This window comes from Kushneria sp. Sum13, from assembly GCF_052692355.1.
Genome location: NZ_CP199847.1, coordinates 3,642,465 through 3,668,122 on the forward strand (window position 1 = coordinate 3,642,465; position 25,658 = coordinate 3,668,122).

General features: G+C 59.3%; 21 protein-coding genes. 17 read left to right on the forward strand and 4 right to left on the reverse strand.

Going from position 1 to position 25,658, the window contains the following annotated elements:
* Positions 1–26: 26 nt before the first annotated feature.
* A complete protein-coding gene (locus tag ACUN8C_RS16790; protein ID WP_445620299.1) occupies positions 27–1,802 on the reverse strand; it encodes a hypothetical protein in 1,776 nt (591 codons plus the stop codon).
* A 384-nt stretch (positions 1,803–2,186) separates the two neighbouring features.
* Here ACUN8C_RS16790 and narH point away from each other — a divergent pair, with 384 nt between their 5' ends.
* The 4 genes from narH to ACUN8C_RS16810 are packed head-to-tail and all read left to right on the forward strand — an operon-like array spanning position 2,187 to position 5,996.
* The gene (gene narH, locus ACUN8C_RS16795; protein ID WP_445620300.1) at positions 2,187–3,764 is read left to right on the forward strand and encodes a nitrate reductase subunit beta; all 1,578 of its coding nucleotides are present in this window, start codon (positions 2,187–2,189) and stop codon (positions 3,762–3,764) included.
* Positions 3,757–4,491, forward strand: a complete 735-nt coding sequence (narJ, locus tag ACUN8C_RS16800; protein ID WP_445620301.1) for a nitrate reductase molybdenum cofactor assembly chaperone — start codon at positions 3,757–3,759, stop codon at positions 4,489–4,491. The genes narH and narJ overlap by 8 nt, the downstream gene beginning before the upstream one ends.
* Positions 4,491–5,168 carry a respiratory nitrate reductase subunit gamma gene (narI, locus tag ACUN8C_RS16805; protein ID WP_108841986.1) on the forward strand — a complete coding sequence of 226 codons (678 nt, stop codon included), beginning with the start codon at positions 4,491–4,493 and terminating at the stop codon, positions 5,166–5,168. Before narJ ends, narI begins: the two co-directional genes overlap by 1 nt.
* 12 nt (positions 5,169–5,180) lie before the next feature.
* Complete coding sequence (locus ACUN8C_RS16810) at positions 5,181–5,996, forward strand: peptidylprolyl isomerase (RefSeq protein WP_445620302.1); 816 nt, start codon at positions 5,181–5,183, stop codon at positions 5,994–5,996.
* A gap of 111 nt (positions 5,997–6,107) precedes the next feature.
* On the opposite strand, the gene ACUN8C_RS16815 is transcribed toward ACUN8C_RS16810, so the two are convergent.
* Complete coding sequence (locus tag ACUN8C_RS16815) at positions 6,108–6,677, reverse strand: GNAT family N-acetyltransferase (RefSeq protein WP_445620303.1); 570 nt, start codon at positions 6,675–6,677, stop codon at positions 6,108–6,110.
* 36 nt (positions 6,678–6,713) lie between these two features.
* Positions 6,714–7,313, reverse strand: a complete 600-nt coding sequence (locus ACUN8C_RS16820; RefSeq protein ID WP_445621880.1) for a LysE family translocator — start codon at positions 7,311–7,313, stop codon at positions 6,714–6,716.
* Positions 7,314–7,426: 113 nt separating this feature from the next.
* On the opposite strand from ACUN8C_RS16820, the gene ACUN8C_RS16825 reads away from it, so the two are divergent.
* The 9 genes from ACUN8C_RS16825 (at position 7,427) to ACUN8C_RS16865 (ending at position 17,598) form a co-directional block, all read left to right on the forward strand.
* Positions 7,427–8,818, forward strand: coding sequence for an aminotransferase-like domain-containing protein (locus ACUN8C_RS16825; RefSeq protein ID WP_445620304.1), 1,392 nt, complete (start codon positions 7,427–7,429; stop codon positions 8,816–8,818).
* Between the two features lie 122 nt (positions 8,819–8,940).
* Positions 8,941–9,678 carry a glutathione S-transferase gene (locus ACUN8C_RS16830; RefSeq protein WP_445620305.1) on the forward strand — a complete coding sequence of 246 codons (738 nt, stop codon included), beginning with the start codon at positions 8,941–8,943 and terminating at the stop codon, positions 9,676–9,678.
* A gap of 145 nt (positions 9,679–9,823) precedes the next feature.
* Positions 9,824–10,978, forward strand: coding sequence for an ABC transporter substrate-binding protein (locus tag ACUN8C_RS16835; protein ID WP_445620306.1), 1,155 nt, complete (start codon positions 9,824–9,826; stop codon positions 10,976–10,978).
* A gap of 81 nt (positions 10,979–11,059) precedes the next feature.
* On the forward strand, positions 11,060–13,159 hold the full coding sequence (locus tag ACUN8C_RS16840) for a TonB-dependent siderophore receptor (RefSeq protein WP_445620307.1): 2,100 nt from the start codon (positions 11,060–11,062) through the stop codon (positions 13,157–13,159).
* Between the two features lie 90 nt (positions 13,160–13,249).
* On the forward strand, positions 13,250–13,906 hold the full coding sequence (grxB, locus tag ACUN8C_RS16845; RefSeq protein ID WP_445620308.1) for a glutaredoxin 2: 657 nt from the start codon (positions 13,250–13,252) through the stop codon (positions 13,904–13,906).
* 94 nt (positions 13,907–14,000) lie between these two features.
* Positions 14,001–14,633 carry a guanylate kinase gene (gene gmk / locus ACUN8C_RS16850; protein WP_445620309.1) on the forward strand — a complete coding sequence of 211 codons (633 nt, stop codon included), beginning with the start codon at positions 14,001–14,003 and terminating at the stop codon, positions 14,631–14,633.
* Positions 14,634–14,724: 91 nt separating this feature from the next.
* A complete protein-coding gene (rpoZ, locus tag ACUN8C_RS16855; RefSeq protein ID WP_445620310.1) occupies positions 14,725–14,976 on the forward strand; it encodes a DNA-directed RNA polymerase subunit omega in 252 nt (83 codons plus the stop codon).
* Positions 14,977–15,000: 24 nt separating this feature from the next.
* Positions 15,001–17,127 (forward strand): RelA/SpoT family protein, encoded by a 2,127-nt coding sequence (locus ACUN8C_RS16860; RefSeq protein WP_445620311.1) that lies wholly within the window; start codon positions 15,001–15,003, stop codon positions 17,125–17,127.
* Positions 17,128–17,208: 81 nt separating this feature from the next.
* A complete protein-coding gene (locus ACUN8C_RS16865) occupies positions 17,209–17,598 on the forward strand; it encodes a RidA family protein (RefSeq protein WP_445620312.1) in 390 nt (129 codons plus the stop codon).
* A 117-nt stretch (positions 17,599–17,715) separates the two neighbouring features.
* Here ACUN8C_RS16865 and ACUN8C_RS16870 read toward each other — a convergent pair whose 3' ends face one another.
* On the reverse strand, positions 17,716–18,591 hold the full coding sequence (locus tag ACUN8C_RS16870) for an SDR family oxidoreductase (protein WP_445620313.1): 876 nt from the start codon (positions 18,589–18,591) through the stop codon (positions 17,716–17,718).
* A gap of 111 nt (positions 18,592–18,702) precedes the next feature.
* Between ACUN8C_RS16870 and ACUN8C_RS16875 the strand changes: the two genes are divergently transcribed.
* The 4 genes from ACUN8C_RS16875 to ACUN8C_RS16890 all read left to right on the forward strand — a co-directional run bounded on the left by ACUN8C_RS16875 (position 18,703) and on the right by ACUN8C_RS16890 (position 25,586).
* Positions 18,703–19,620, forward strand: coding sequence for a hydrogen peroxide-inducible genes activator (locus tag ACUN8C_RS16875; protein ID WP_108841241.1), 918 nt, complete (start codon positions 18,703–18,705; stop codon positions 19,618–19,620).
* Positions 19,617–21,740 (forward strand): ATP-dependent DNA helicase RecG, encoded by a 2,124-nt coding sequence (recG, locus tag ACUN8C_RS16880; RefSeq protein ID WP_445620314.1) that lies wholly within the window; start codon positions 19,617–19,619, stop codon positions 21,738–21,740. The genes ACUN8C_RS16875 and recG overlap by 4 nt, the downstream gene beginning before the upstream one ends.
* A 48-nt stretch (positions 21,741–21,788) precedes the next feature.
* Positions 21,789–24,386, forward strand: a complete 2,598-nt coding sequence (locus ACUN8C_RS16885) for a WG repeat-containing protein (RefSeq protein ID WP_445620315.1) — start codon at positions 21,789–21,791, stop codon at positions 24,384–24,386.
* 357 nt (positions 24,387–24,743) lie between these two features.
* Positions 24,744–25,586, forward strand: a complete 843-nt coding sequence (locus ACUN8C_RS16890; protein ID WP_445620316.1) for an oxygenase MpaB family protein — start codon at positions 24,744–24,746, stop codon at positions 25,584–25,586.
* Positions 25,587–25,658: the final 72 nt, after the last annotated feature.

A 25,658-nucleotide genomic window follows, 5' to 3' on the forward strand; every position in this document is an offset into this window, starting at 1 on the left:
GCTAGGCGCCCTTTTAGTAGGCATAACTACTTTTTACAAAGAATATAAGCTTGAGCACCATACTCCTTACAAGAACTTATAAAAGTATTTATCAGCCATATCAACTGAACATAATGCGGCTTACATCTCCCCCTTGTATTTAACTGGCCGATTTCATCACTCAATTTTGACTTGCTTAAAAATGGCGTCGCTAAAACCACCTTTTTTATAGCATTTGGATTTTTTTGCACAACATCTATCACATTTTCAACATCTTTCCAGTTATTTGCTCCTATAGTCCTAGGTATCTGAGTAGACTCATACATTTTGGACCACTTCTTATCGTATTTTTCTTTAAAAGATTTTTTATCTGACTGAGTGCGTCCAATGTTTTTTAATGCTTGGGCAACAACTTCGTGGAAAGCGCTAGCACCATAGGTGTCTTTAATAACAAACTTCGAATGCACAAAGGAAACTTCTGGCACTGATCTATTGATATTAAAAGATATATGATCAGCCCATTCATCATTCATGTCATCGCAGAAAACGACATTAGACTCAGCACAATATTCATCCTCGATCGCTCTAAAAAGCGATTTTTCTGGGAATCTTGCGAGCGAAGCTTTATGTTTCTTTTCTTTCTCACTTTTAACTTTGGAAAAATCAAAGGTGTCATCGAAAATAGTAAGCATAGAGTCAATGTTATTAAGAAGAGATTTATCTTCAAAGCAAGAGCGAGAATAATATGAGTAATTTGGACTATCAAAAACAGCAGAAAACGGCTTTTCCTCATTAACCAATTTAGACAGCTTATATTCAGATACCCCATCCTCTTCTATCACTAAATCATTCAAAATCGTATTTTTAATAGCAATCGAACTTTTTGAACACTGGATTTTTCCTTTTACTTTCTTTCCTTTCACAAAAATTGATTTACTATTAATTTTTAATGGAGACTTCAAAGTATCAAAAAATCTATAGATTTCATTTTGATTCAGGTAATCACCGTTTTGTTTTTTTAATTTTGCTTCTCCGCTCTCTATCTTTCTTTCGACCTCTCCCAAATCTAAAAAAATAGCAGTGATCGAATGAGGAATCTTTAGTATATCTTCTAAACAAACAGGAACTGCGAAATTATTTAAAAATTCACTCTTACCATTAACAATTTTTATTTCTTCCTTGGTCAAAGATAGCCAATCAACTAATTCATCGAAACCAGCTTTTTTATCCCGATGGCTAACTCTAGATGTATTTGGAGTCAGCGTATATACATCTTGGGCAATCTTCATCCTGAAGCTGGTAGGTACAGATCTACTAGAAGAATTTGATGACATGATCCCGTCCAAATTTTTTGCTTCTAAAGATCGCGATCTAATAACCGCATTAGAAATGCTCATGTTTTTCATGGCGATTTTTTCATACTCAGGACTCTTATCGCCATAAAAATGACAAAAATTGTCGTAGTCAAACTCTTCTAAAAAATCATCAAAAAAGTTTGCAAAGGGTTCTACGTGTTTTTTCATTACGGCTACAGCATCATCTAACTCTACTAACAACAAGTAAGCAACTTTATACTCTTTAATCTGTGTACCCTTAAGGAATGATGGTTCTGCTACTGTTTTGTAAGAAAGAAGTGAATACTTAACGACTACATTATTATTAGATGTATAACTTGACCGAACTTTATTACACAGATAGTTCCCAGAACGATTTTGGGATACTTCTTTAAACAATGCTTTTAACGCGCTTACGCTCAGAGATTTTTTTAGTTTATAAAACTGTGCGTTTTTGCTTACGCAAAGATCATCTATTTCTATTTTCATGCCACCGACCTCAAACATTAATGGCTATTACATTAATTTAGATTAATGTAGATCGGCAAACGGATGCACAAATTTAATTCCTTTAGGTACTCCTAAGATTAAAAACAGTCTTTTATGTATCTGCGTAATTGCTATCTCTAAAGAACCTACTGTTCAAAAAAAAATTACGCCCTAGATACTACATTACATGGCAAGCTATTGAATTATAAGCTTTTTATTCAATAGATAGTCGCTACCCCCAAAGAGGTAGCCTCTTTCCTCGCTCCCACCCACCTTGACCTGCATCAAAACCAACACCGCCCACCACGCGCACGCTTGGCCCCATAACTGCGCATCCTGCCGGTGGCGGGCAGTCCATGCGCGATCGTCGTGGAGGCCGTGATTATGAGAATTCGCTCGCAGGTGGGCATGGTGCTCAATCTCGATAAATGTATCGGGTGTCATACCTGTTCCGTGACCTGTAAAAACGTCTGGACCAGTCGTGAGGGCATGGAATATGCCTGGTTCAATAACGTCGAAACCAAGCCCGGCATCGGGTACCCAAAGGAGTGGGAGAACCAGCAGAAGTGGAAGGGCGGCTGGCTGCGCCGGGAGGATGGCCGCATTGAACCTCGCATCGGCGGGCGCTTTCGCGTGCTGGCGAAACTCTTTGCCAATCCGGAGCTGCCGGCGATCGATGACTACTACGAGCCGTTTGATTTTGACTACCAGCACCTGCACCGCGCGGGAGAGGGCAAGCATCAGCCAGTGGCGCGCCCGCGTTCGCTGATCAGCGGCAAACGCATGCAAAAGATCGAGTGGGGCCCGAACTGGGAGGAGATTCTGGGCACCGAGTTTGAAAAGCGCCGCAAGGACAAGAACTTCGATCGCATCCAGGCCGACATCTACGGCGAGTTTGAAAACACCTTCATGATGTATCTGCCCAGGCTCTGCGAGCACTGCCTGAACCCGGCGTGCGTGGCGTCCTGCCCGAGCGGGGCAATCTACAAGCGCGAGGAAGACGGCATTGTGCTGATCGATCAGGACAAGTGCCGCGGCTGGCGCATGTGCGTGTCCGGCTGCCCCTACAAGAAGATCTACTACAACTGGAAAAGCGGTAAATCCGAGAAGTGCATCTTCTGCTATCCGCGCATCGAGTCCGGTCAGCCGACCATCTGCTCGGAGACCTGCGTGGGCCGCATCCGCTCACTCGGCGTACTGCTCTATGATGCCGACCGTATCGAGGAAGTGGCCGCCAGTGCCGATGAGCAGGATCTCTACCATCGCCAGTGCGAGATCTTTCTCGACCCGCACGACCCCGAGGTGATCGCCCAGGCACGCCGCGACGGGGTGGAAGACAACGTTATCAAGGCCGCTCAGGCCTCGCCCGTCTACAAGCTCGCCATCGACTGGCAGCTGGCCCTGCCGCTGCATCCGGAGTACCGCACCCTGCCGATGGTCTGGTACGTGCCGCCGCTCTCGCCGATCCAGTCCGCCTTCGATCAGGGCAACGTGCCGAGTGATGGCGTGCTGCCGGACATCGAATCGCTGCGCATCCCGGTGCGCTATCTGGCCAATCTGTTGACCGCCGGTGAAGAGGCGCCCGTGGTGCGTGCCCTCAAGCGGCTGATGGCGATGCGCCTGTACAAGCGTGCCCAGCAGGTGGACGGGCGTGAAGCCACCGAGGTGCTGGACGCCGTGGGCCTGACCAAGGCCCAGATCGAGGAGATGTATCGCTACCTGGCGCTGGCCGATTTCGACGACCGCTTCGTGATTCCCTCGACCCACCGCGAGCAGGCCCGCGACGCCTTCCCGGAGCGCGGCGGCTGTGGCTTTACCTTCGGCCAGGGCTGCAACGGCGGCGACAGCCCCGGCAGCCTCTTTGGCGGGCGCCGCCAGACCTCGACGCTGGTCAAGCCCGTGGTGTCGCACTACGAACCGGAAGTCTCGCGCTTTGAGTTCGAGGAGGATCGCCATGCGTAGTCTGATTGTTCTGGCACGGCTGCTGGATTACCCCACCAGGGCCCTGCAACAGGCCGCCCCCGAGATGGTGGCGGTGATCAAGGCAGAGACGCGGCTCACGCCCCTGCGGCGGGAAACGCTCGTGGCATGGATTCGCCGCATCGCCCAGGGCGATCTGCTCGATCTGCAGGCCGACTATGTAGCGCTTTTTGACAAGGGGCGGGCGACCTCGCTGCTGCTGTTTGAACACGTCCATGGTGAGTCGCGCGATCGCGGTCAGGCGATGGTCGATCTGCTGGCCCAGTACCTCGAGGCGGGCTTTGAGCTCGATGCCCGCGAGCTGCCCGACTACCTGCCGCTGTTTCTGGAGTATCTCTCGACCCGGGATGAGGCCGGCATCGCCGGTCACCTCGGCGAGATCGCCCATATTCTGGCGCGACTGACCGCACGCCTGGAGGAGCGCGAGGCCGATCAGGCCCTGGCCACGGCCACGCTGCTGGCGCTGATCGGGGCCGAGGACGAGATCACCGAGCATCAGGACAAGGTGCGCGCGGAAACACGCGACGACACGCCGGCGGCACTCGATGCGGTGTGGGAAGAGGAGGCCGTGCGCTTTTCTGCAAGCTCCGATCAGGACTGCGCGGTGCAGTCCGCCGCCGGCCAGCGCCGCGCGCAGCAGCGCCAGAACGCACGCGATGAGGCCCACCCCGTACGTGTCATCGATCCTGTCTCGGGAGATCTCTCATGATGGATTACACCCATACCCTGCTCTTTGGCTTCTACCCGTATCTTGCCGGCACGGTCTTTCTGCTGGGCAGCCTTTTGCGCTTTGATCACGGTCAGTACACCTGGAAGACCGGATCAAGCCAGATGCTCAGCAAGGCCCGCATGCGCGTGGGCAGCAATTTGTTCCACATTGGCATCATCGTGATCTTCTTCGGTCATCTGGTCGGACTTTTGACCCCGCACTGGGCCTATGAGTGGGCGATCACGCCCGGCAACAAACAGATCATGGCGATCATTGTCGGCGGCATTGCCGGCGTGCTGTGTCTGATCGGCGGGATGATCCTGCTCCACCGACGCCTGTTTGATCCACGCGTGAGGGCCAGTTCGAGCACTGCCGACATCGTGATTCTGGCGCTTCTGATGGTGCAGGTAACGCTGGGGCTTTTGACCATCGTGGCAGCGCGTCATCACCTGGATGGCAGCGTCATGCTGCCGCTGGCCGAGTGGGCACAGTCGATCGTGTTCTTTCGCGCCGATGCCGCCAGCCATCTGATGGAGGTGGGGCTGATCTACAAGCTGCATATCGTGGTGGGCCTGACCATCGTGCTGATTTTTCCCTTCACCCGTCTGGTCCACGCCTGGAGCGCGCCGTTTGGCTATATCGGCCGTCGCTATCAGCTGGTCCGCCGACGCGCCTGAGGAGATACCGCCATGCAGATGATCGACACGCAAACGCTGCCGGAGGCGCCAACTCTGGCCCTGCCGCCCATCGTTGTTGGCGACACGCCGATCGATCCAGCAGAAATTGCCGCCGAGATGCAGTATCACGGCGCCGATTCGCCGGAAAGCGCGCAGCTGGCGGCGGCGCGGGCGCTGGTCATTCGCGAGCTGCTGCGTCAGGAGGCCGAGCACACGCTGGGGCGCGATGTGGCCATGGATGAGCAGGATGCTATGACCACGCTGCTGGATCAGGCCCTGAGCACGCCCGAACCCGATGACGCCGCCTGCGAACGCTACTTTCAGGCGCATCGCGACCGCTTTTGCACGCCACCGCGCTACCGCGTGCGTCATGTGCTGCTGCCGGCAGCACCGGATGACCAGACCGCGCGTGACGAGATGAAAACGCTGGGAGAATCCCTGCTCAACGAGCTTTTTGAGCACCCGGAGCGCTTTGACGAGTTCGCCCTGCGCCATTCGGCCTGTCCGTCGAAGGAGAGCGGCGGGGCGCTGGGGGAACTGGCACCCGGGCAGACCGTGAAGGAGCTGGATGATGCCCTCAAACACCTGCCCGAGGGGCTGCATGACCAGCCGCTGGCCTCGCGCTACGGCTGGCATCTGGTGCAGATCGATCAGAAGATCGAGGGCGAGGCACTGCCGCTGGAGGCGGTGGTCGATCGGGTGCGCCATACCCTGCGCGAGCAGGCCACCCGCCGCGCCCTGCGCCACTATCTGCTGGCACTGGCAGAGGAGATCGGCGTCACCGGCATTACGCTTGATGATGAGGCCGGCGGGGCGCTGATGCAGTAGCTGGCCCGCCGCATCCATCAACAACAGCATCCATCAACAATGCCATCAAACAACAACGCCATCGACCTGAAGGGTCGATGGCGTTGTCATGTCCGGCTCGGCAAGGCGCCTTTAGCCCGGTGTTTGCAGCTGGCCGGCGTCCGGCAATGTCGTGTCACCCTCGTTGAGCGCGCGCTGCATGATCACCGCATCGACCCAGCGGCCGAACTTGAAGCCACACGCCTCGATCACGCCCTGATGGGTAAAGCCAAAGCGCCTGTGCAGGGCGATCGAGCCCTGATTGTCACTGTCACCGACCAGCGCAATCATCTGGCGCCAGGGGCCGGCTTCACAGCGCGTGAGCAGCTCGCTCAACAGCGCGCTGCCCACGCCGCGGCCGTGGGCAGCGTGGCTGACGTAGACCGAGTCCTCCAGACAGAAGCGGTAGGCGCTGCGCGGGTGGAAAAAGCCGGCGTAGGCGTAGCCCACCACCTCATCCTCCAGTGTCGCGACCAGATACGGCAGCCCCGCCTCGCGCGTGGCCGTGCAGCGGCGGGTCATCTCTTCAAGCGTTGGCGGCACTTCTTCAAACGAGCCCAGCCCGTGGCGGACGTGGTGGTCATAGATGGCATGGATGGCGGCAAGATCCTGATCCATCACCTCACGTACGGTCACACCGGGTTTTTCGGGTCTGTCACTCATGCGGCGGCTGCCCCTGCTGATCGTTGAAAATGGGTGTCACTTTACAATGAACACCACGCAGGCGGCAGTCATCAGCCCCATGGTGACGTTAAAGAGGCGCCACGCCCGCGGGGTCTTCAAAAAGCGCGCAATCACCATGCCAAAGCCCGCCCACAGTGAGATGCAGGGCAGGGCGATAAGCTCCATGAACACGGCAAGCCCCAGCGCATTGGCCCAGAGCGTGCCCTGGGCGGGTAGAAAGCTGGCCATCAGGGTCAGTCCCATCACCCAGACCTTGGGATTGACGAACTGAAAGGTGGCCGCCTGCCACAGTGTCAGGGGGCGGGCGTCACCTGTAGCATCAAACTGCGGCGGCGGCGCACTGGCGATGCGCCAGGCCAGATACAGCAGATAGAGCGCCCCCACAATCTGTAGCCCCTGCTGGATCAGCGGATAGCGCTGAAAGAGCGCGCCCAGCCCCAGTGCGATCAGCGTAAAGAGCGTCATCCCGCCGAGCAGAATGCCCATGATGTGGGGCAGGGTGCGGCGAAAACCGTACATGGCGCCGGAGGCCGTCAGCATGACGTTATTGGGGCCGGGTGTACCGGTCATGGTAATGGCGAACAGGGTCACGGAGACCCACCAGCTGACGGACATCATGATGGCCCCTCAATCATTGTATGAATACAATTGTGGAAGCGTTACCCGCTTATGGGTGACAATTCGAGCATACGTTTTCCAATGTCACCGTCAATGGATTTATTGTCACCATGACAATATGGATACCCGAACTTTCAGAGGATGGACCGCGCTATCGCGCCCTGGCCCACGCCATCGAGCGTGCCATCGATAACGGCGAACTGCCGCCAGGAGAAAAGCTGCCCCCGCAGCGCCGACTGGCAGACGCACTCAAGGTGACGGTCGGCACCGTCACCCGCGCCTATGCGCTGGTAGAGCAGAGCGGACGGGTGAGCGCCCAGGTGGGCAGCGGTACCTACGTCAAGGCTGAACAGACCGCCGAAGGATTTTCTCGGGTCATCGGCGCCCCGCATGATGGGCTGGTGGATCTGGGCATGTCGCTGCCGCCGCTGCATCCGGAACGTCAGGCCACCCTGGGGCGCCTCCTGAGTGAGATCAGCGCAGACCCCGCCGCACTTGAGCAGGCCATCCACTATCCGCTTGATGACACCATGGCAACGCATCGCCAGCGCTACGCCGACTGGCTGAGCCATCAGGGGCTGGCTGTCGACCCGGATGAGCTTCTGGTGACTCAGGGCGGCACGAACGGCATTGCGCTGGCGCTGTCGGCGCTGCTCTCGCCCAATGACCGTCTGGCCGCCGAGGCACTGAGCTATCCGGGCGTGATCAGCACGGCGCGTCAGCAGTCGCTGAAAATGGTGGCCGTGCCCTTTGATGACGAGGGCATCGATGTGGCGGCGCTGGCCGCTCGCCATGAGCGCACGCCTTTCAGGGCGCTCTATCTCATGCCTGAACACCACAACCCCACCACGGTGCAGCTTTCCGAGAAGCGCCGCGAGGCGCTGGTGGCGCTGGCGCGCGAGCGCGATTTCTGGCTGATCGAGGATGGCGTCATGCACCTGCCTCAAAAGGCCCGCGGTACGCCGCTGTATCAGCTGGCCCCGGAGCGCACGATATTTGTGTTCTCGGTGGCCAAGATTCTGGGCGGCGGCCTTCGCTCGGGCGTCCTGCGTGCGCCTGTGGCGCTGATGGAGCGGCTGCGCACCAGCCTGCGCAATCAGTGCTGGGCGCCGCCGGCGCTGATGAGCGACATTGCCGGGCGCTGGCTGGCCAGTGGTGAAGCCGACCGGCTGCTGTCGTGGCAGTTCGAGGAGCTTGAGGCCCGCCAGGCCATGGTGCGCGAGTCGCTGAAGGATCTTGACATGCATATGCGCTGCGGCGGCTTCTACGCCTGGCTGGTGCTGCCCGGAGAGCATCGCGCCGCGCGGCTGGTCGAGACGCTGGAGCAAAAAGGGGTGCGCGTGGCGCCGGCAGAGGCCTTTTGTGTCGGCAGCACCGCCGCACCGCAGGCGATCCGGATCTGTCTGAGCGCGGCGCCGGATCGGGCGGCACTGGCACAGGCGCTGAATATCATTGTGGAGACCCTGTCACAGAACACGCCGCCGCGCTGGCAGACGGTCTGATAAAAGGGGCATCGATACCGGCCACTATGCCGTTTGATGCCCGGTAGCAGGGGGGTCTTCATCCCGGCGGCCCTGAACTGCCAATATAAGACACACCACGACGTCGGTACGGAGAGAACATCATGCGTTACGAGCTCTATTACTGGCCGGAGATTCCCGGCCGGGGCGAATTCATTCGTCTGGCACTGGAAGCCGCCGGGGCCGACTATATCGATGTGGGCAACAGCACCGAGCCCGGCTACGGGGTCGAGGCCGTCACTCACTGGATGGATGGCAGCATGACCGACTATCCGCCCCTGGCGCCGCCCTTTTTAAAGGCGGGCAAGGAGGTGATCTCGCATGTGGCCAATATCCTGTTGTACCTGGCGCCACGGCTCAAGCTGATCAACGACGACAAGGTCTATCAGTACTGGGCCCACAGCCTGCAGCTGACCATCACCGACTTTGTCGCCGAGGCCCACGATGTTCATCATCCGCTCGGCCCGGAGCTTTATTTCGAGGACCAGCAGAACGTGGCCCTTCGACGGGCGCGCAATTTCATCGACAACCGCCTGCCGAAGTTCTTCCACTATTTCGAGCGCATCATCGACAAAAATCCTGACAGCTCGATGTATCTGGTCGGCAAACGCCTCTCTTATGTCGACCTGTCGCTCTTTCACATGGTGCAGGGGCTACGCTACGCCTTCCCGAACGCCATGGCGGCGCTGGAAAGCGAGATTCCGAAGGTCATTACCCTGCACGATCACGTGCTGGACATGCCGCTGATCAGCGAGTATCTCGCCTCCGAACGTCGCCTGCCGTTCTCCGAAAAAGGGCTTTTTCGCCATTATCCCGAGCTGGACCGTCCGGCTCAGGCGTAGTTGGTGGACGGCGCGCGCGCCGGCACCCGTCTGAACCAAAAGCGCTGTGCTGTCTTGCAGCACGGCGCTTTCGTCAGCCTGACCTGATTGACGCCGTCATTAATAAAAATGATAATCAATATCATTAAAATTAATGCAGACGATCATGACCCTCCTTTCCTTCGCCCGGCGATGGCTCCTGGCCGTGCTTCTGGTCGTTCCCGGTGCGCAGGCCGCACCCGCCCTGGCCACTGATTTCCCCGTCACACTGACTGACATTGCTGAACGTCAGGTCACGATTGACCACGCGCCCGAGCGCATTTTCCTGGATGATCCACGCCATTTTTTCGCCCTCGCAGCTTTGCTTGAAAAGCCCGTGGAACGCCTGAGCGGCTGGCGCGGCACGCTGACCGGATTTGATCGCCAGGCGCAGGCAGACTTCGAAACGGCTTTCCCGGCGCTCAAAAATCTGCCCGGCCCGGGCGGGCAGGGTAATGGCCAGATCAGCGGCGAGGCCCTGATTACGCTCCATCCTGATCTGGTGCTGGTCGATCTGGCCCGCTATCCGGACATGGCGCAGTCGTCACTGATGTCGCAACTGTCGGCGCTGGACATTCCAGTGCTGGTCATCGATTTCAAACAGCACCCGCTGACCAATACCCCTGCCTCGCTGGATCTGCTGGGCCGCGTTTTGAACGCCCGCGAGCGCGCTGACGCCCTTGAGCAGACGATCACGCAGCATGAGCAGGCCGTGGACCACTGCGTCGGCACGCATGACGTCAAACCGCGCGTTCTGATCGACATTGCTCCCGGGCTCAAGACCGGCTGCTGTCGCAGCAACTTCGACTCGGGCATTGCTGATCTGGTTGACCGGGCCGGCGGTGACAATTTGGCCGCGGGCCTGAGCCCGGGTCGCGAGAACCTGATCAATCCTGAATATATTCTGGCCAATGAGCCCGATGTCATCATTGCCACCGCAGCACAGTGGCCCGGCGGCGAGTCCATTCGCGCAGGCTTTGGTGTCACGCCCGAAGAGACCCGCCATGACATGGCCAATGTCGTGGCACGACGACCCGGCTGGGCCGATCTGGGCGCCGTACGAGAAGGGCGTTTTCACGCCCTCTGGCACGGTCACCATCAGGGGCCCTTTGGCATCGTGGCGCTGGAGGCCATCGCCCGCTGGCTGCATCCACAGCAGTGCAGCGCCCTGGACCCGGATCAGACCATGGCCTCGCTGTATCAGACGTTCATGCCGATCAAAAGCCACGGCACCTTTCAGGCCACCTGGCGGGGCGATGAGGCCACCCCGCCAAATCCCTGATCGCACTTCACCTTGAAAATGGCACCTCACCTTAAAAACAGAACAGCCCCCATGAAGGGCGTATATCAACAAGGGAATTTCATGTCCTTTTATTATCGGCTGGCAGGCCCTGCCGTTCTGGCCGGCACGACTCTGCTGACCGCCCCCGCCATGGCCCAGGCAGACGACGCCACGCTTGATCCCATGGTCATTACGGCCGGGCGCCTGGCCACCCCGGGCGGCTATCTGCCCGAGGCTTCCAACATGGCGACAGGGCGTGAGACGGACTTTCTGTCCAACGTACGTACCGTGGATCAGATCTCCCGGCAGCAGCTCGAAGATATTGGCGCCCACTCACTGACCGAGGCCATGGCCCATGTGCCCGGCGTGACCCAGGGCAACACCATGGGCGGCACCGAGGCCGGCTTTATCAAGCGCGGCTTTGGCAGCAACAGTGATGGCTCGATCCTGCGTGATGGCATTCGTCAGCCCCGCAATACCTTTGCCACCTTCACCACCGAACGCATCGAGGTATTAAAGGGGCCGGGATCGTTTCGCTACGGGGTTCAAGAGCCCGGCGGGGTGATCAATCTGGTCAGCAAAAAGCCGCTTTATGAGGCGCAGCGACTGCTGGAGGTCGAGGGTTCCTCCTTTGGCGGCGGACGCACCCATCTGGATGTCACCGGGCCACTGGGCGACACGGGCGCCGCCTTTCGCTTTATCGTGGGCCATCAGGATGAGCACTACTGGCGCGATTTTGGTGTTAACCGTCAGACAGTGGTGGCGCCATCGATCGCCTGGAGCGATGACACGACCCGGCTATGGCTGTCTTACGAGTACCGCGACTACGACCAGACGCTGGATCGCGGCACTGCTCTGGTCGATGGCCAGATTGCCGGCATACCGCGCACACGTCGCCTGGATGAAAACTGGTCCCGCGTCAGCGGCCATGATCAGTCGCTGACCGCGCGCTGGGAGCAGGACCTTGATCGTCACTGGACCAGCCGACTGAACTGGGGCTGGAACCGGCGCCAGTACGATGATGGTCAGCCGCGGGTGCTCAGCGTTGACGACAACGGCAACGCCCGGCGGCGCGCCGATGCCAACCAGGGTTTCGATCGCCGGGTGATCTACACGTCCGCCGAGCTGCTGGGGGATATCCACCTTGCTGGCCTGCGCCATGAGCTGACCCTGGGCGCCGATCACGAGCGCCGCCGTGACACTCTGGCCGATCGCTATCGTGGCGCTACCGACGAGATGTCGATCTACTCACCCTCCTATGGCGATCTGACCCTGGAAGGGGCCGATTACCAGGACAGCACCAGCAATCGACTGGACGAGATCAACACCACCTCGGCCTATCTCGATGACAACATTCATCTGGGCGAGCGGTGGTTACTGGGGCTTGGCGGGCGGATGCAGCATTATGCGCAGTACGGGGGGCAGGGTCGCCCCTTCGTGAAAAGCACCGACACCAGCGACAATATCTTCCTGCCCCATGCCAGCCTGCTCTATCACCTGGACGCGGATACCTCGCTCTATGCCAGCGTCAGCGAATCCTTTGTTCCCAACGATCCTGACAGCGATACCGGCCAGCGCTTTGATCCCGAAACGGGCCGCGGCTGGGAAACGGGCATTCGCCGTCAGTTAATGGACGATCGCCTGGCCGCCTCGCTGGCTTTCTATCACATCGACAAGGAAAACGTGGTGGTGTCGGACAACGGCGTTTCACGCGCAATCGGCGAAAGCCGTGCCCGGGGCATTGAGCTGTCGATGACCGGGGAACTGACCGACCGGCTCTCGCTGCAGGCCAGCTACGCCTGGACCGATGCCGAGGTTCGAAAGGATGGCAGCGGTGAGACCAAAGGCAACGATCTGCCCAACGTGGCCCATCACACCGCCTCGCTGCTGCTGGCCCAGGAGCTGGCCCTGGCGCCCGAATACGGCCGCTGGCGTGTTGGTGGGGGCGTGCGCTACGTGGGCCAACGTGCTGGCGACAGCGACAACAGCTTCACCCTGGACGACTACACGGTCGCCGATGTGTTCGCTCGCTGGACCCCGCGCGGCCTGGACAACACCGATCTGACCCTGCGTGTCAACAATCTGTTTGATACTACCTACTACCCCTCAAGCGGCGGCGACACCCGCATTGTGATCGGTGATCCACTGGAAATCAGGCTGGGTGCCAGCGTGCGTTTTTAATGTTTTTCACGCGCCGGCACGTCGAAGGTGGCGGTCTACGCATGCCTGACCCAGACTGAAAGTATGACATCAAAACGCCAGGGAGTTGGCATGCACCTTTATATCTATGATCACTGCCCGTTTTGCGTCAAGGCACGCATGATTTTTGGCCTGCGCGAGGTGCCAGTGACCCTGAAGACGTTACTCAACGATGACGCCGAGACCCCCACGCAACTGGTCGGGGAGAAGAAGGTGCCGATTCTTGAGTTCGAGGATGGCTACACCCTGGACGAGAGTCTGGCCATCGTGACGTGCATCGACAGCGAAGCCGAAGGCGTCAAGGTCATGGACGGTCCACGCAATCCGGAGATTGCTCGCTGGGTCAGCGCCGCCTCCGAGACCGTGGCAAAACTTTTCATTCCTCGGGTGCCCAAAGCGCCGCTGGGGGAATTTGCAACGCCCGAGGCCGCCGAGCATTTCACACACAACAAACAGGCCATGTTTGGCGATTTCGAAACCCTGCTGGATCAGACGCCCGAGCTTCTGGTGGACACCCAGCGCTGGCTCAACGAGCTGGACGCCCTGATCCAGTCGCCGGAAGCGGTCAACGGCGTGCTGTCGCTGGATGACATCGAGCTTTTCCCGGTGCTGCGTCAGCTGTCGCTGGTGGCAGGGGTGCAATACCCCGAGCGGGTCGAGGCCTACCGTCAGGCGATATCCAGGCGTGCCGATGTGCCCCTGCATGACGAGATCGCCATAGCGGCCTGAGCGCGATGGCGCCGCCACAACATATAGGGTCACCGAAGTCTGCAGGGCTGTGCCATAATGGGGCGCCTTGCAGCCATTCATTCGGACCGCTTTCATGTCTCAGGGCACGCTCTACATCGTTTCCGCCCCATCGGGCGCCGGCAAGACCAGCCTGGTGCGCGAACTTATTGCCGCGACCGATCACATCGGCGTTTCGGTCTCCCACACGACCCGCCAGAAACGTGCCGGTGAAACCGATGGCATCAACTATCACTTCGTGGACGAGCCCGCCTTCGAGGCGATGATTCAGCGCAATGAGTTCTTTGAACACGCCTGGGTCTTTGATCGTCACTACGGCACGTCACGCCTTGAGGTGGAAAAGCGCCTGTCGCACGGCGAGGATGTCATTCTTGAAATCGACTGGCAGGGCGCCCGCCAGGTCCGCGCTCAGATGCCACAGGCGGTCTCGATCTTCATTCTGCCCCCTTCACGCGAAGCATTGCGCGAGCGCCTGTCCAACCGCGGCCAGGATGACGCCGCCACCATCGATCGGCGCATGCGTGACGCCGTCAGCGAGATGTCACATTTCAACGAATACGACTACCTGATCATCAATGATGATTTCGCCACCGCCGTGGACGAACTCAAGGGACTGATCAGTGCCGAACGTCTTCGAATGGCGCGGGTACAGGCGGCAAACCGGGGGCTGATCGGCGAACTCTTGTCAGAAGTGGAAGGGCTCCGGTAGACTCGGTTCCCCCTTCCGAACACGATTAACGTCTGGCATGTGACACGCCGGGCGCCTTCACTCAGATCACACGCATTCAGGAGCCAGCATCATGGCACGAGTAACGGTTGAAGATTGTCTCCAATACATGGATAACCGCTTTCAGCTGGTCATGGTCGCGACCCACCGCGCCCGTCAGCTGGCCCGCGGCTCGCGCAACGCCGAACTCCCCTGGGAAAATGACAAGTGCACCGTCATGGCCCTGCGCGAAATCGCGGCGCAAAAGGTCGATCGCACCGTCCTTAACGAGCCGCTGGAAGCCATGGTGCCCCAGCGTCCCCGCTACGAACCTGAAAGCGAATAAGCCTACTGCCCATACTGACCTGCCATGTTCACGATCGATGATCTCTCCGACCGCCTGGACGGCTACCTGACCGTCGATGAGATCGCGCAGGTCAGACGCGCCTTCTATTACGCCGAACAGGCCCACGACGGCCAGCATCGCCGCTCCGGCGAGCCTTATGTGACCCATCCGCTGGCCGTGGCCAATATTCTGGCCAACATGCACATGGACTATCAGAGCCTGATGGCGGCGATGCTCCATGACGTGATCGAGGATACCGGCATCACCAAGGAGGCGCTGTCGCGCCAGTTCGGCGAGGAAGTCGCAGAGCTGGTCGATGGGGTTTCGAAGCTGACCCAGATCACCTTCGAGGACAAGGCCGTCGCCCAGGCGGAGAACTTCCAGAAGATGGTGCTGGCGATGTCGCGCGACATTCGCGTCATCATTGTCAAACTGGCCGACCGGCTGCACAACATGCGAACGCTGGGTGCCCTGCGCCCGGACAAGAAGCGTCGCATTGCCCGCGAAACGCTCGAGATCTATTCGCGCATTGCCGGGCGACTGGGCATCAACACCATTCGGGTGGAGCTGGAAGATCTCTCCTTTCAGGCCATTCACCCGATGCGCGCCGAGCGAATTCAGCGTGCGGTGGTCAAGGCACGCGGCAATCGCCGCTCGATGGTGCGCCACGTTCAGAGCACCCTGCAGACCACGCTGGAGGGCGACGAGCTGCCCGGTGCGGTGATGGGGCGCCAGAAGCATCTGCTGTCGATCTATCGCAAGATGCGCGATCAGCGAAAGCCCTTCAACGAGCTGATGGACGTGTTCGGTTTTCGCATCGTCACCGACCGGGTCGATACCTGCTATCGCATCCTGGGCGCGGTGCACAACCTCTACAAGCCGGTGCCGGGGCGCTTCAAGGACTACATCGCCATCCCCAAGGCCAACGGCTATCAGAGCCTGCATACCACGCTCTTTGGCCCCAACGGCATCCCCATCGAGGTGCAGATTCGCACCCGCGAGATGGAAGCGATGGCCAACAACGGTATTGCCGCTCACTGGCTCTACAAGGCCGGCCAGACCGATCGCCCGATTGCCATGGGCAGCCATGCCCGTGCCCGTGAATGGGTGCGCGGCCTTCTGGAGATGCAGCGCCACGCCGGTAATTCGCTCGAGTTCATCGAACACGTCAAAAACGACCTGTTCCCCGATGATGCCTACGTGTTCACCCCCAAGGGCGACATCATGGAGCTGCCGCGCGGGGCCACGGCGATCGATTTTGCCTACGCGGTGCACACCGACATCGGCAACAGCTGTATCGCCTGTCGCATCGACCGTCATCTGGCCCCGCTGTCATCGCGCCTTGAAAGCGGCCAGACCGTCGAGATCATCACCGCGCCAGGCGCTCAGCCCAATCTGGCGTGGCTGTCGTTCACGATCACCGCCAAGGCCCGCTCGGCGGTACGTCACGCCCTCAAGCATCAGCAGCGCAACGACTCGGTGGCACTGGGCCGACGCCTGCTCAATCAGGCGCTCAGCTCGTTTGGCCTGACGCTGGAGACGCTGGCGCAGAACCATATCGATGCGCTGCTGGCGGCACTGTCGCTGAACGCGCTGGATGACCTGCTCGAAGAGATTGGGCTGGGCAGCCGCGTGGCCTACAGCGTGGCGCGGCGTCTGGCCGACAGTGAGCCCGAAGAGATTCAGGCTCATGGCGACGACCAGCAGGGCGCCATGGCCATCAGTGGCGCCCGCAACATGGTGCTCAGCTTTGCCCGCTGCTGTTATCCGCTGCCGGGCGATACCATCGTGGGCAATCTCAGTGCCGGTCGCGGCATTGTGGTGCACCGCAGCGAGTGCGGTAATCTGGAAGACTGCCGCGAGGACCCGGAGAAGTGCTTCCCGCTGCAGTGGTCGGAGACCGTGGAGGATGACTTCCCGGTGGGCCTGCGCCTTGAGATTGAAACGCGCCGAGGTCTGGTGGCCGAGCTTGCCAGCCTGATCAATGACGCCGAAGCCAATATCGAGCGGATCAATATTGAAGAACGCGATGAGCGTCTATCGATCGTTCACCTGACCCTGTCGGTGCGCAATCGCGTCCATCTGGCGCGGATCATCAAGCGCATGCGCAATCTGACCTATGTGGGTCGCGTCTCGCGTACCGGCAGCTGACAATTCCACGCATCATCGTTTTTAAAGCGCGCTTTCAACAATTTTGACAGAGTACTTTCAACAACAACGCAGGGAGTGTTCATGAGCAATCGTGCCGCCATCCATACCGACCAGGCGCCAAAGGCCATCGGCCCGTATTCGCAGGCCATCAAGGCGGGCAATACCGTATACCTGTCCGGTCAGATTCCGCTCGACCCGGTCAGCATGGAGATCGTCAGCGACGATATCGAGCAGCAGGCGCATCAGGTCTTCAAGAACATGAAGGCCGTGTGTGAAGAAGCCGCCGGCACGCTGGCCGACGTCGTCAAGCTCAACCTCTATCTGACGGATCTGTCGCACTTTGCGCTGGTCAACGCCGTCATGGAACAGTATTTCCAGCCGCCCTATCCGGCGCGTGCCGCGGTAGGCGTGAAGGAACTGCCCAGGGGCAGCCAGTTTGAAGCCGAAGGCGTCATGGTGCTGGGCGACTAAGGCCCGACTGCAGCGCCCCGACCGAACCGTTCGGGGCCATCGTGAAAGGGGGCGATGGCATCAGCCATCGCCCCCTTTCATGTGATCCAACGGTCAGAAACATACGTTACAAAAGCGTCAGGCCTGCTCGCTGACCTTGATGCCTGCTGCTCTGAGCACCTGGGCGTAGCCTTCACGGAAGGTCGGATACTGGAACTGATAACCGGCCTCGACCAGCCGACGGCTGTCGCAGCGCTTGCTGGCGCGCCGACGCAGCGGTGACTGGATGGTGCTGCTGGGTTCGACATTGAGCCGGGCGGCCAGCCACATCATCACATCATGCAGCGGTGTGGACTCGGTATCGCTGCCCAGATAGACCGACTCGAGCGGTTCATTGTTCATGGCACGCTCGACAAGAAAGTCCAGCACGCCGGCACAGTCATCGCGGTGAATGCGGTTGGAGTACATCGGCGGGCTTTTGGGGGCAATGCGGCCTTCCTGCACCTGAGCGATCAGTCGCTCGCGCCCCGGCCCATAGATGCCTGAAAAGCGCACGGACGTGCCCGGCAGGGCGCTGGCAGCCAGACGCTGCTCGGCTTCAACCAGAAGACGTCCGGAAAAGCTTTTGGGATCGAGTTCGCTGTCTTCGTCGACCGTCTCGCCGTCCTGCTGACCGTAGACCGAGGTCGAGGAAACAAAGATGACATGCTTCGGGGGCTGAGCCCGCTGCTCGAAGTCATTGAGGACTCGATCAAGTCCATCCACGTAGGCGGCCTGATAGGCACTCTCTTCGAAGCGGTCAGCGCTGAGCGCATAGACTACAATGTCGGCATCAGGCAGCGCTTCGAGCGCGGATTCATCGTTGATATCCATCGACAATGGATCAATGCCATACGACTGGAGCCCTGCTGCATGACGACGTACACCGACCACGCGGTATCCCTGCGCGAGCTTGCGCTGCCCCAGTGCGGTACCGACATCACCGCATCCAAGGATAAGAATTGTTTTATTCACCCGCTAAGCTCCTTGCTTGATAGGGCCGATAAGGTTTGACTATAAGGCCCTGAGTTGAACGGTCGCTTCATGCGACAACTCCCTGTTCCACGTGCTGGCTCGGTCTGCTACATGACTCTAACAGAACTTCGTTACATCGTAACCTTGGCCCAGGAGCGTCATTTCGGACGCGCCGCCGAGCGTTGCTTCGTCTCCCAGCCGACCCTGTCGGTGGCGGTCAAGAAACTGGAGGAAGAACTTGGCGTGGCGCTGTTTGAGCGCAGCAAGTCCACCGTCCAGGTCACCCCGCTGGGCGAAAGGATCGTCGAGCAGGCCAGTCGCGTGCTCGAACAGGCCAGCGCCATCAAGGAGCTGGCCAATGAAGGCAAGGACCAGCTCTCCAGTCCGCTGCGGGTCGGGGCCATTCATACCATTGGGCCCTATCTCTTCCCGCATCTGATCCCCACGCTCTCCGAGGAAGCGCCGCAGATGCCGCTTTACATCGAAGAGAATCTGACCGGCGAACTGCGGCGCAAGCTGCGCTCCGGCGAGCTGGACGTGATTATCGTGGCGCTGCCCTTTGCCGAGCCCGACGTACTGACCAAATCGCTCTATGAAGAGCCCTTTGAGGTACTGCTGCCGGCCGGCCATGCCTGGCTCTCTCGCAAGGAGATCGACCGGGACGTATTGTACGACGAAAAGATGCTGATGCTGGGCGAGGGCCACTGCTTTCGTGACCAGGTGCTGGAAGCCTGCCCGACCATCAAGGATCACGTGCACCAGCCCGGCAACACCCTGATCGCCGAAGGCGGTTCGCTGGAAACCATTCGTCACATGGTGGCCTCGGGGCTCGGCATTACCGTGGTGCCTCAGTCCGCTACCGGCAGCGTCCATTATGCCAGTGGGCTGCTGGAAACGCGTCCGTTCAAGGACCCGGCGCCGTATCGCACCGTGGCACTGGCCTGGCGGGCCAGCTTTCCACGGCCCAAGGCGATTGACGCCATTACGCGCGCCATCAAGGCCTGCCACCGGACCATCAATCCGCAATGAGCGCCGCACCCTCGCACGCCCCGGTCAGCGGCACGACGGATCTCGATACGCTCAAGGGCGTGGGGCCGGCGATGCGAGAGCGCCTGGAGCGCCTCGGGCTGCAGGTGGTAGAAGATCTGCTCTTTCATCTGCCGCTGCGCTATCAGGACCGTACCCGGGTCACCCCGATTGCGGGTCTGCGCGCCGGAAGCGAAGCGGTAGTGGAAGGCGAGGTTACCGCTTCTGACGTGATCCAGGGCCGCAAGCGCAGCCTGCTGGTCCGCCTGCGTGACGGCTCGGGCATCATGTCGCTGCGCTTTTTCCACTTCTCCCAGGCTCAGGTCGGGCAGTTTGCCCGCGGCACCCGAATACGCCTGTTTGGCGAGGCGCGCTCCGGCAGTACCGGCCTTGAGATGTATCACCCCGAATATCGTCTTTTAAAGGACGATACCGGAGAGGAAGTCGAAGAGACCCTCACGCCGATCTATCCCACTACCGAAGGGCTGGCCCAGCCGCGGCTGCGCGCCCTGATCCGCCAGGCCTTTGAACACCTCGACCAGGGCAGCCTCACGCTCGAGGAGCTGATTCCCGACACCATCCGGACCCGCTTTCGATTGCCGGCGCTGCGCGAATCGCTGGATTACCTGCATTTTCCGCCGCCGAATGCGCCGCTGGAGACCCTGGCCGATGGCCATCACCCCACCCAGCGCCGACTGGCGATCGAGGAGCTGCTGGCCCACCAGCTGAGCCTTTATCGCATTCGACTGCGCATTCAGGACGATGCGGCGCCGGCCCTGCCCGCCAGCGGCGGGCTGGCCACTCGATTTCTGACCCAGCTGCCATTTTCGCTGACCGGCGCCCAGCGCCGGGTCTTGAGCGAGATCAGCGCCGACATTAGTCAGACCACGCCCATGCTGCGACTGGTGCAGGGCGATGTCGGTTCCGGCAAGACGGTGGTGGCCGCCATGGCCATGCTTCAGGCCGTGGCCGGTGGTTATCAGGCCGCGCTCATGGCGCCGACCGAACTGCTCGCCGAGCAGCACTACAAGAGCCTCAAGCGCTGGTTCGAGCCGCTGGGCATCGAAGTGGCGTGGCTCTCCGGCAAGCTCAAGGGCAAGGCCAGACTTGAAGCCAAGGCGATGATCAGTGAAGGGCGTGCCCGGGTCGTGGCCGGCACCCACGCACTCTTTCAGGACGATGTGCATTTTCAACGGCTGGGCCTGGCCGTGATCGATGAACAGCACCGTTTCGGCGTCCACCAGCGCCTGGCCCTGCGCCAGAAGGGCGAGGTCGGCACGGACGGTGGCAGCACCACCACGCCGCATCAGTTGATCATGACCGCCACACCCATTCCCCGAACGCTGGCGATGAGCGCCTACGCCGATCTGGACGTCTCGGTGATCGATGAGCTGCCGCCCGGGCGTACGCCGGTAAAGACAGTGGCAGTGTCCGATGAGCGTCGCGGTGAAGTGACCGAGCGCATTCGCAACGCCTGTCTGGCCGGTCGTCAGGCCTACTGGGTCTGCACCCTGATCGAGGAGTCCGAAGCGCTGACCTGTCAGGCCGCCGAGGTCACCCGCGACACCCTGACCGAGGCGCTGCCGGAATTTCAGGTGGGGCTGGTGCACGGTCGCATGAAGGCCGCCGAGAAGGCCGAGGTGATGAACGCCTTTCGCGACGGCGAGCTGGACCTGCTGGTCGCCACCACAGTCATCGAGGTGGGCGTGGATGTCCCCAACGCCAGTCTGATGATCATCGAAAATCCCGAGCGTCTGGGCCTGGCCCAGCTGCACCAGCTCAGAGGCCGGGTCGGTCGTGGCAAGGTGGAGAGCTTCTGCGTGCTGCTCTACCACCCGCCGCTGTCGGACACTTCCCGCGAGCGCCTGGCGGTGCTGCGCGAATCCAATGACGGCTTTCGCATTGCCGAACGGGATCTGGAGCTGCGCGGCCCCGGCGAAGTGCTCGGCACCCGTCAGACCGGCCTGGTCGGCATGAAGATTGCCGATCTCACCCGCGACCGTGACCTGCTCGACTCGGTCCGCCAGCTGACCCGTGCCATGCTCGACCAGGCGCCCGAGTCGATCGAACCGCTGATTCGCCGCTGGCTGGGCGACGCCGCCGGCCAGTACGGTCAAGTGTAGGCAGTCGGGGGCAGTCGGCGTACTTCCAATTAGCTGAAATGATTGGTGATGATTTTTATGCACTCTATTCGCAAGATTCCTGAAAAAGCGTGGTATCTCAGCGCCTCTTTCAACTGCGTGTTCATTGTATTGCTAATGTCCATTGGTTCGATGCTCGTTTCCATCGATTCCGAAGCTGCTGACTCACCTCAATATTTATACGATAACGAAGCGCTGACGGTTCGGAGTTTGGATAACCATGCTCAGATTATCGACACCAAAACAGGCGAGGTCATCGCCGATCATGTGTTGGGAACGAGACGGCTCGATGATGAAGTACTTGTTTACACCGGTGATAACCGTGATACCCCTTACACAGCCAAAAAGGGGGTTCTATCCTCTGATGGGCAATGGATTCTCGCTCCAGAATACGATGGGATTGATCTGAGACGCGATAGCGGCGCGTTTATTGTCGAGCGGGAGGGTAAGCATGGCGTATTCGGGTTGGATGGCAAGCAACGGACGCCCATTGAATATGACCGCCTGCCGGATCTGTTCTCTAGCAATGACCAGTGGATTGCAAAGCGCGAAGGGAAAGCTGGTGTCATTAACCCTCACAGCGGCGATGTCATAGTACCGACCGAGTATGACGACATCGAACTATGGGAAGGACTGGCACTTGCCTCAACCTTCGAGCCGGATCGAGATCATGGACGCACCACCGTATACGACTCTGACGGCAGTATTGTCGCTAATCTTGATCAGGTTTCCGACGTCAGGATATGGCGTGAGCCGAAGCTGCTGGTCGTGAACCAACGCGTTCTTGATCCATTTAGCGGCGAAGACATATCACTCAGCGGGCGCTACGATGAAATCAACCCGATCTACGGGAGCGATGCCGCCATCGTGAAACTCGGCGACAAGATGGGGTTAATCGGTGCCGATGGAAGCGAGCGCATCGCACCAACTTATGCCCTGATCTACCCGCTCAACGAAGACAAGCAAGCCGAGATCTATCTACGTGTTGCCCCTGATACCTGGCCGGATGGCGGCAATGGCAAAGTCGGCGTGGCAGACACTGATGGTCATGAAATCGTTTCCGCAGAATGGGACGGACTCGACCTGATCACCGTCAAACGCTGGGAGGGTGACCCAACCCGGCACTTTTTCTACGTCCGAAAAAACCAGCATTTTGGTAGCATCGACACGAACGGCGACACGATTCTTCCTGCAAATTTCGATTCAGCACGCCGGCTGTCGAATAGCGGGCAGATATATCGGGTCACCCGCGACAACAAAACGGGCATGTGCAGTCTGCTTTCGGGTGAGTGTCCGGTAGAGCCAAGCTTTGATTCGGTCAATGTCTTCGAGGATAGCTACCGACAGATGCTTTTCGAGGTCACAAAGAATGGCCGGCACGGACTGATTACACAATCAGGTGAAACGCTGATTCCGGTCGAAGCCGGCGCAATTCGAAAGGTATCTACCGACGTAAAGGCCGCCAGCATTCGCGCTGCCGTTGTGGATGACAAGGGCTTGCACGGCAAGATGCTGGAATACAATGAGAACACTACCCAATGGCATCTGTCGCCCGTCGAGCTATCTACGGAAGACGCCTTGAGGGGAGGCGCATACGACGGGCAATTTAATGCTCATCATGACCAGCCAATCATCACTGCCCGCTACCTGCCGGCGGATTACCTCAACGCCGAGGCCATTGTGAGTGGTGTACGCGACGGTGACTTGCGCCAGCTCGTCTATCCCAGCCTGCAGCTATCTTCCGATGATAAGGCCTACGCGTTCTTCAACACATTCAAGGGCATGGATCAGCCGTTAAACGGTGCCCTGCCAGTCTGCCCCACCGAAGATGGTTTCGATATTCTGCTGATATCGCCTCGCTATGCGAGTGCTAACTGCGCGCTGTTCGATTCAGATAAACGGCTGCACTTTACTCGCGAAAGCGACGACTCGTTGCACTGCGAGGCTTGCGCGGCCAAAGGCATTCCAACCGAATGGACAAAGCGTGGATCGGAGCCTGAAGTACCCGACCACTGTGAAACTGCATTTGAAGACTCACCCGGTATTGATCAACTTTATAAAGATTGGCGTCAACGCTTCTCTTCCAACGTTTCGGACCTCAAGAAGGCTTTTGAGGAAAACAACAATCGGATCGACGACGCCGATTTCTCGCGAATCATGCGCGCCAGCATCGATATGGAGACTCGCGCTCCTCACAACGTCGCCCGCGGCCTTATGAAATCCGCCGGCCATTTGGATTCGCCTGTGGCCCCTGACCTCGAGACGCTGTTGGCTACCTTCGCGCAAGCCGAACCGGCCGGCTATGGGGGCCTCTTTCCCGAAACCCAATCTCAATACCAGAAAAAATGCCAGCAGGTCTGGTATCTGCGTCTGCCGGAGCTGGAAGACGCGATAGCCAATGGCGATGACCGCCCGGCGGGGCTCAACTATGCACTACCAAATGACGGGACATTTGAACGCGGAGTCTACCCCTATGCACTGTTTGCCAAGAGCGGCGATCATCTGCGATTGACCGGTATCTCACGCGATCTTGCAGTGGCGATGCAATGGATCAAAGAAACTGGCCACGACGCATCGCGCGCCGATACGCCAACATCCGTTAGGGAAGACGTACCCTCATCGCCTTGAGCGAAGCATCGTCATACATGGTGGAGATAGAAGCGTTAACACGGCCTGCCAGCGAATGCCAGGTGGCAGCACTGAAGCATTTTGATACGGCTTCTCCACCATGTTTCTGTACTGTTCAAACGCTGCGCCAGGTCTGATCTCTGGCAGTCCCCTTGGCCGGGAAGCTGTCTCCGCATCTGCCGGCCCAGAACGATGCCGATGACCGGACCGGACCCGACTCCATCATCTCAGGAGGCGGGGCGGTGAGAGGTGACACGTCATGCCCCGCGCATACTGTCCTACACTCAAGACAGATCAGGCACGTCCTGACGACCCTCTTTCATGGCCGTTTTGGCCAGGCACGCGAGCCACACGCCCATGACCTCGACCTTTCTGCGTGATGCCATGGTTCAACGTCTGGGGCAGGCACGTACCGATCAAAATCCCGGTCCCTTTCCCCGCGACGGCCTGGTCAGAAACCTTCACGGCGATTTCACGCCCATGATGTGCGGCGGCATCAGCGCGCTGCTGCTGCAGATGCTGCACCCACTGGCACTGGCCGGCATCTGGGATCATTCGCGCTTTCGCGAGGACATGATCGGGCGACTCAGGCGCACCAGCGACTTCATTGCCACGACCAGCTTTGGCACGTTTGAGCAGGCCGAAGCCGCGATCGCCCGCGTGCGCCGGGTGCACGAATACGTGAAGGGCCACGCCGCAGATGGACGCGCCTACGCCGCCGATGATCCCGACCTGCTGGTGTGGGTGCATGTGGCCGAAATGAGCCGCTTCCTGGCGGCGCATCTGCGCTATCGCAATCCACACCTGAGCCACGCCCAACAGGATCTCTACTTCTTCGAGACCGCCTGCATTGCCGAGGCGCTGGGGGCGCGCAATGTTCCGGACAGCCGTGCGGCGGTAGAGGACTATCTTGCGCGAATACGGCGTGAGCTGGTATGCGATGAGCGTACCAAAGAGGTCATTGAGGTGCTGCTGGATGCCCCGCCGCGCAATCTCGTCCTGCGTCCGGCCGGAGCGCTGTTCATGCGTGCGGGGATCGATCTGTTGCCCGACTGGGCCGGTGAGATGCTTGAGCTGCGAATGTCGCGCCTGCAGCGACAGGCGGTGCGTACCGGCATCAAAGGCGCGATGCCGATGATCAGCAAGGCGGTGCGAAGCGGTGCCTATCGACGCACGCTGGAGCGCTTGCAGCAGAAGTAGCGTTGTCTAAATGGACGTCTTGCCAATCAGGCAGAAATAAAAGGGCGCACAAAAATAGACGGGGCCGGACAA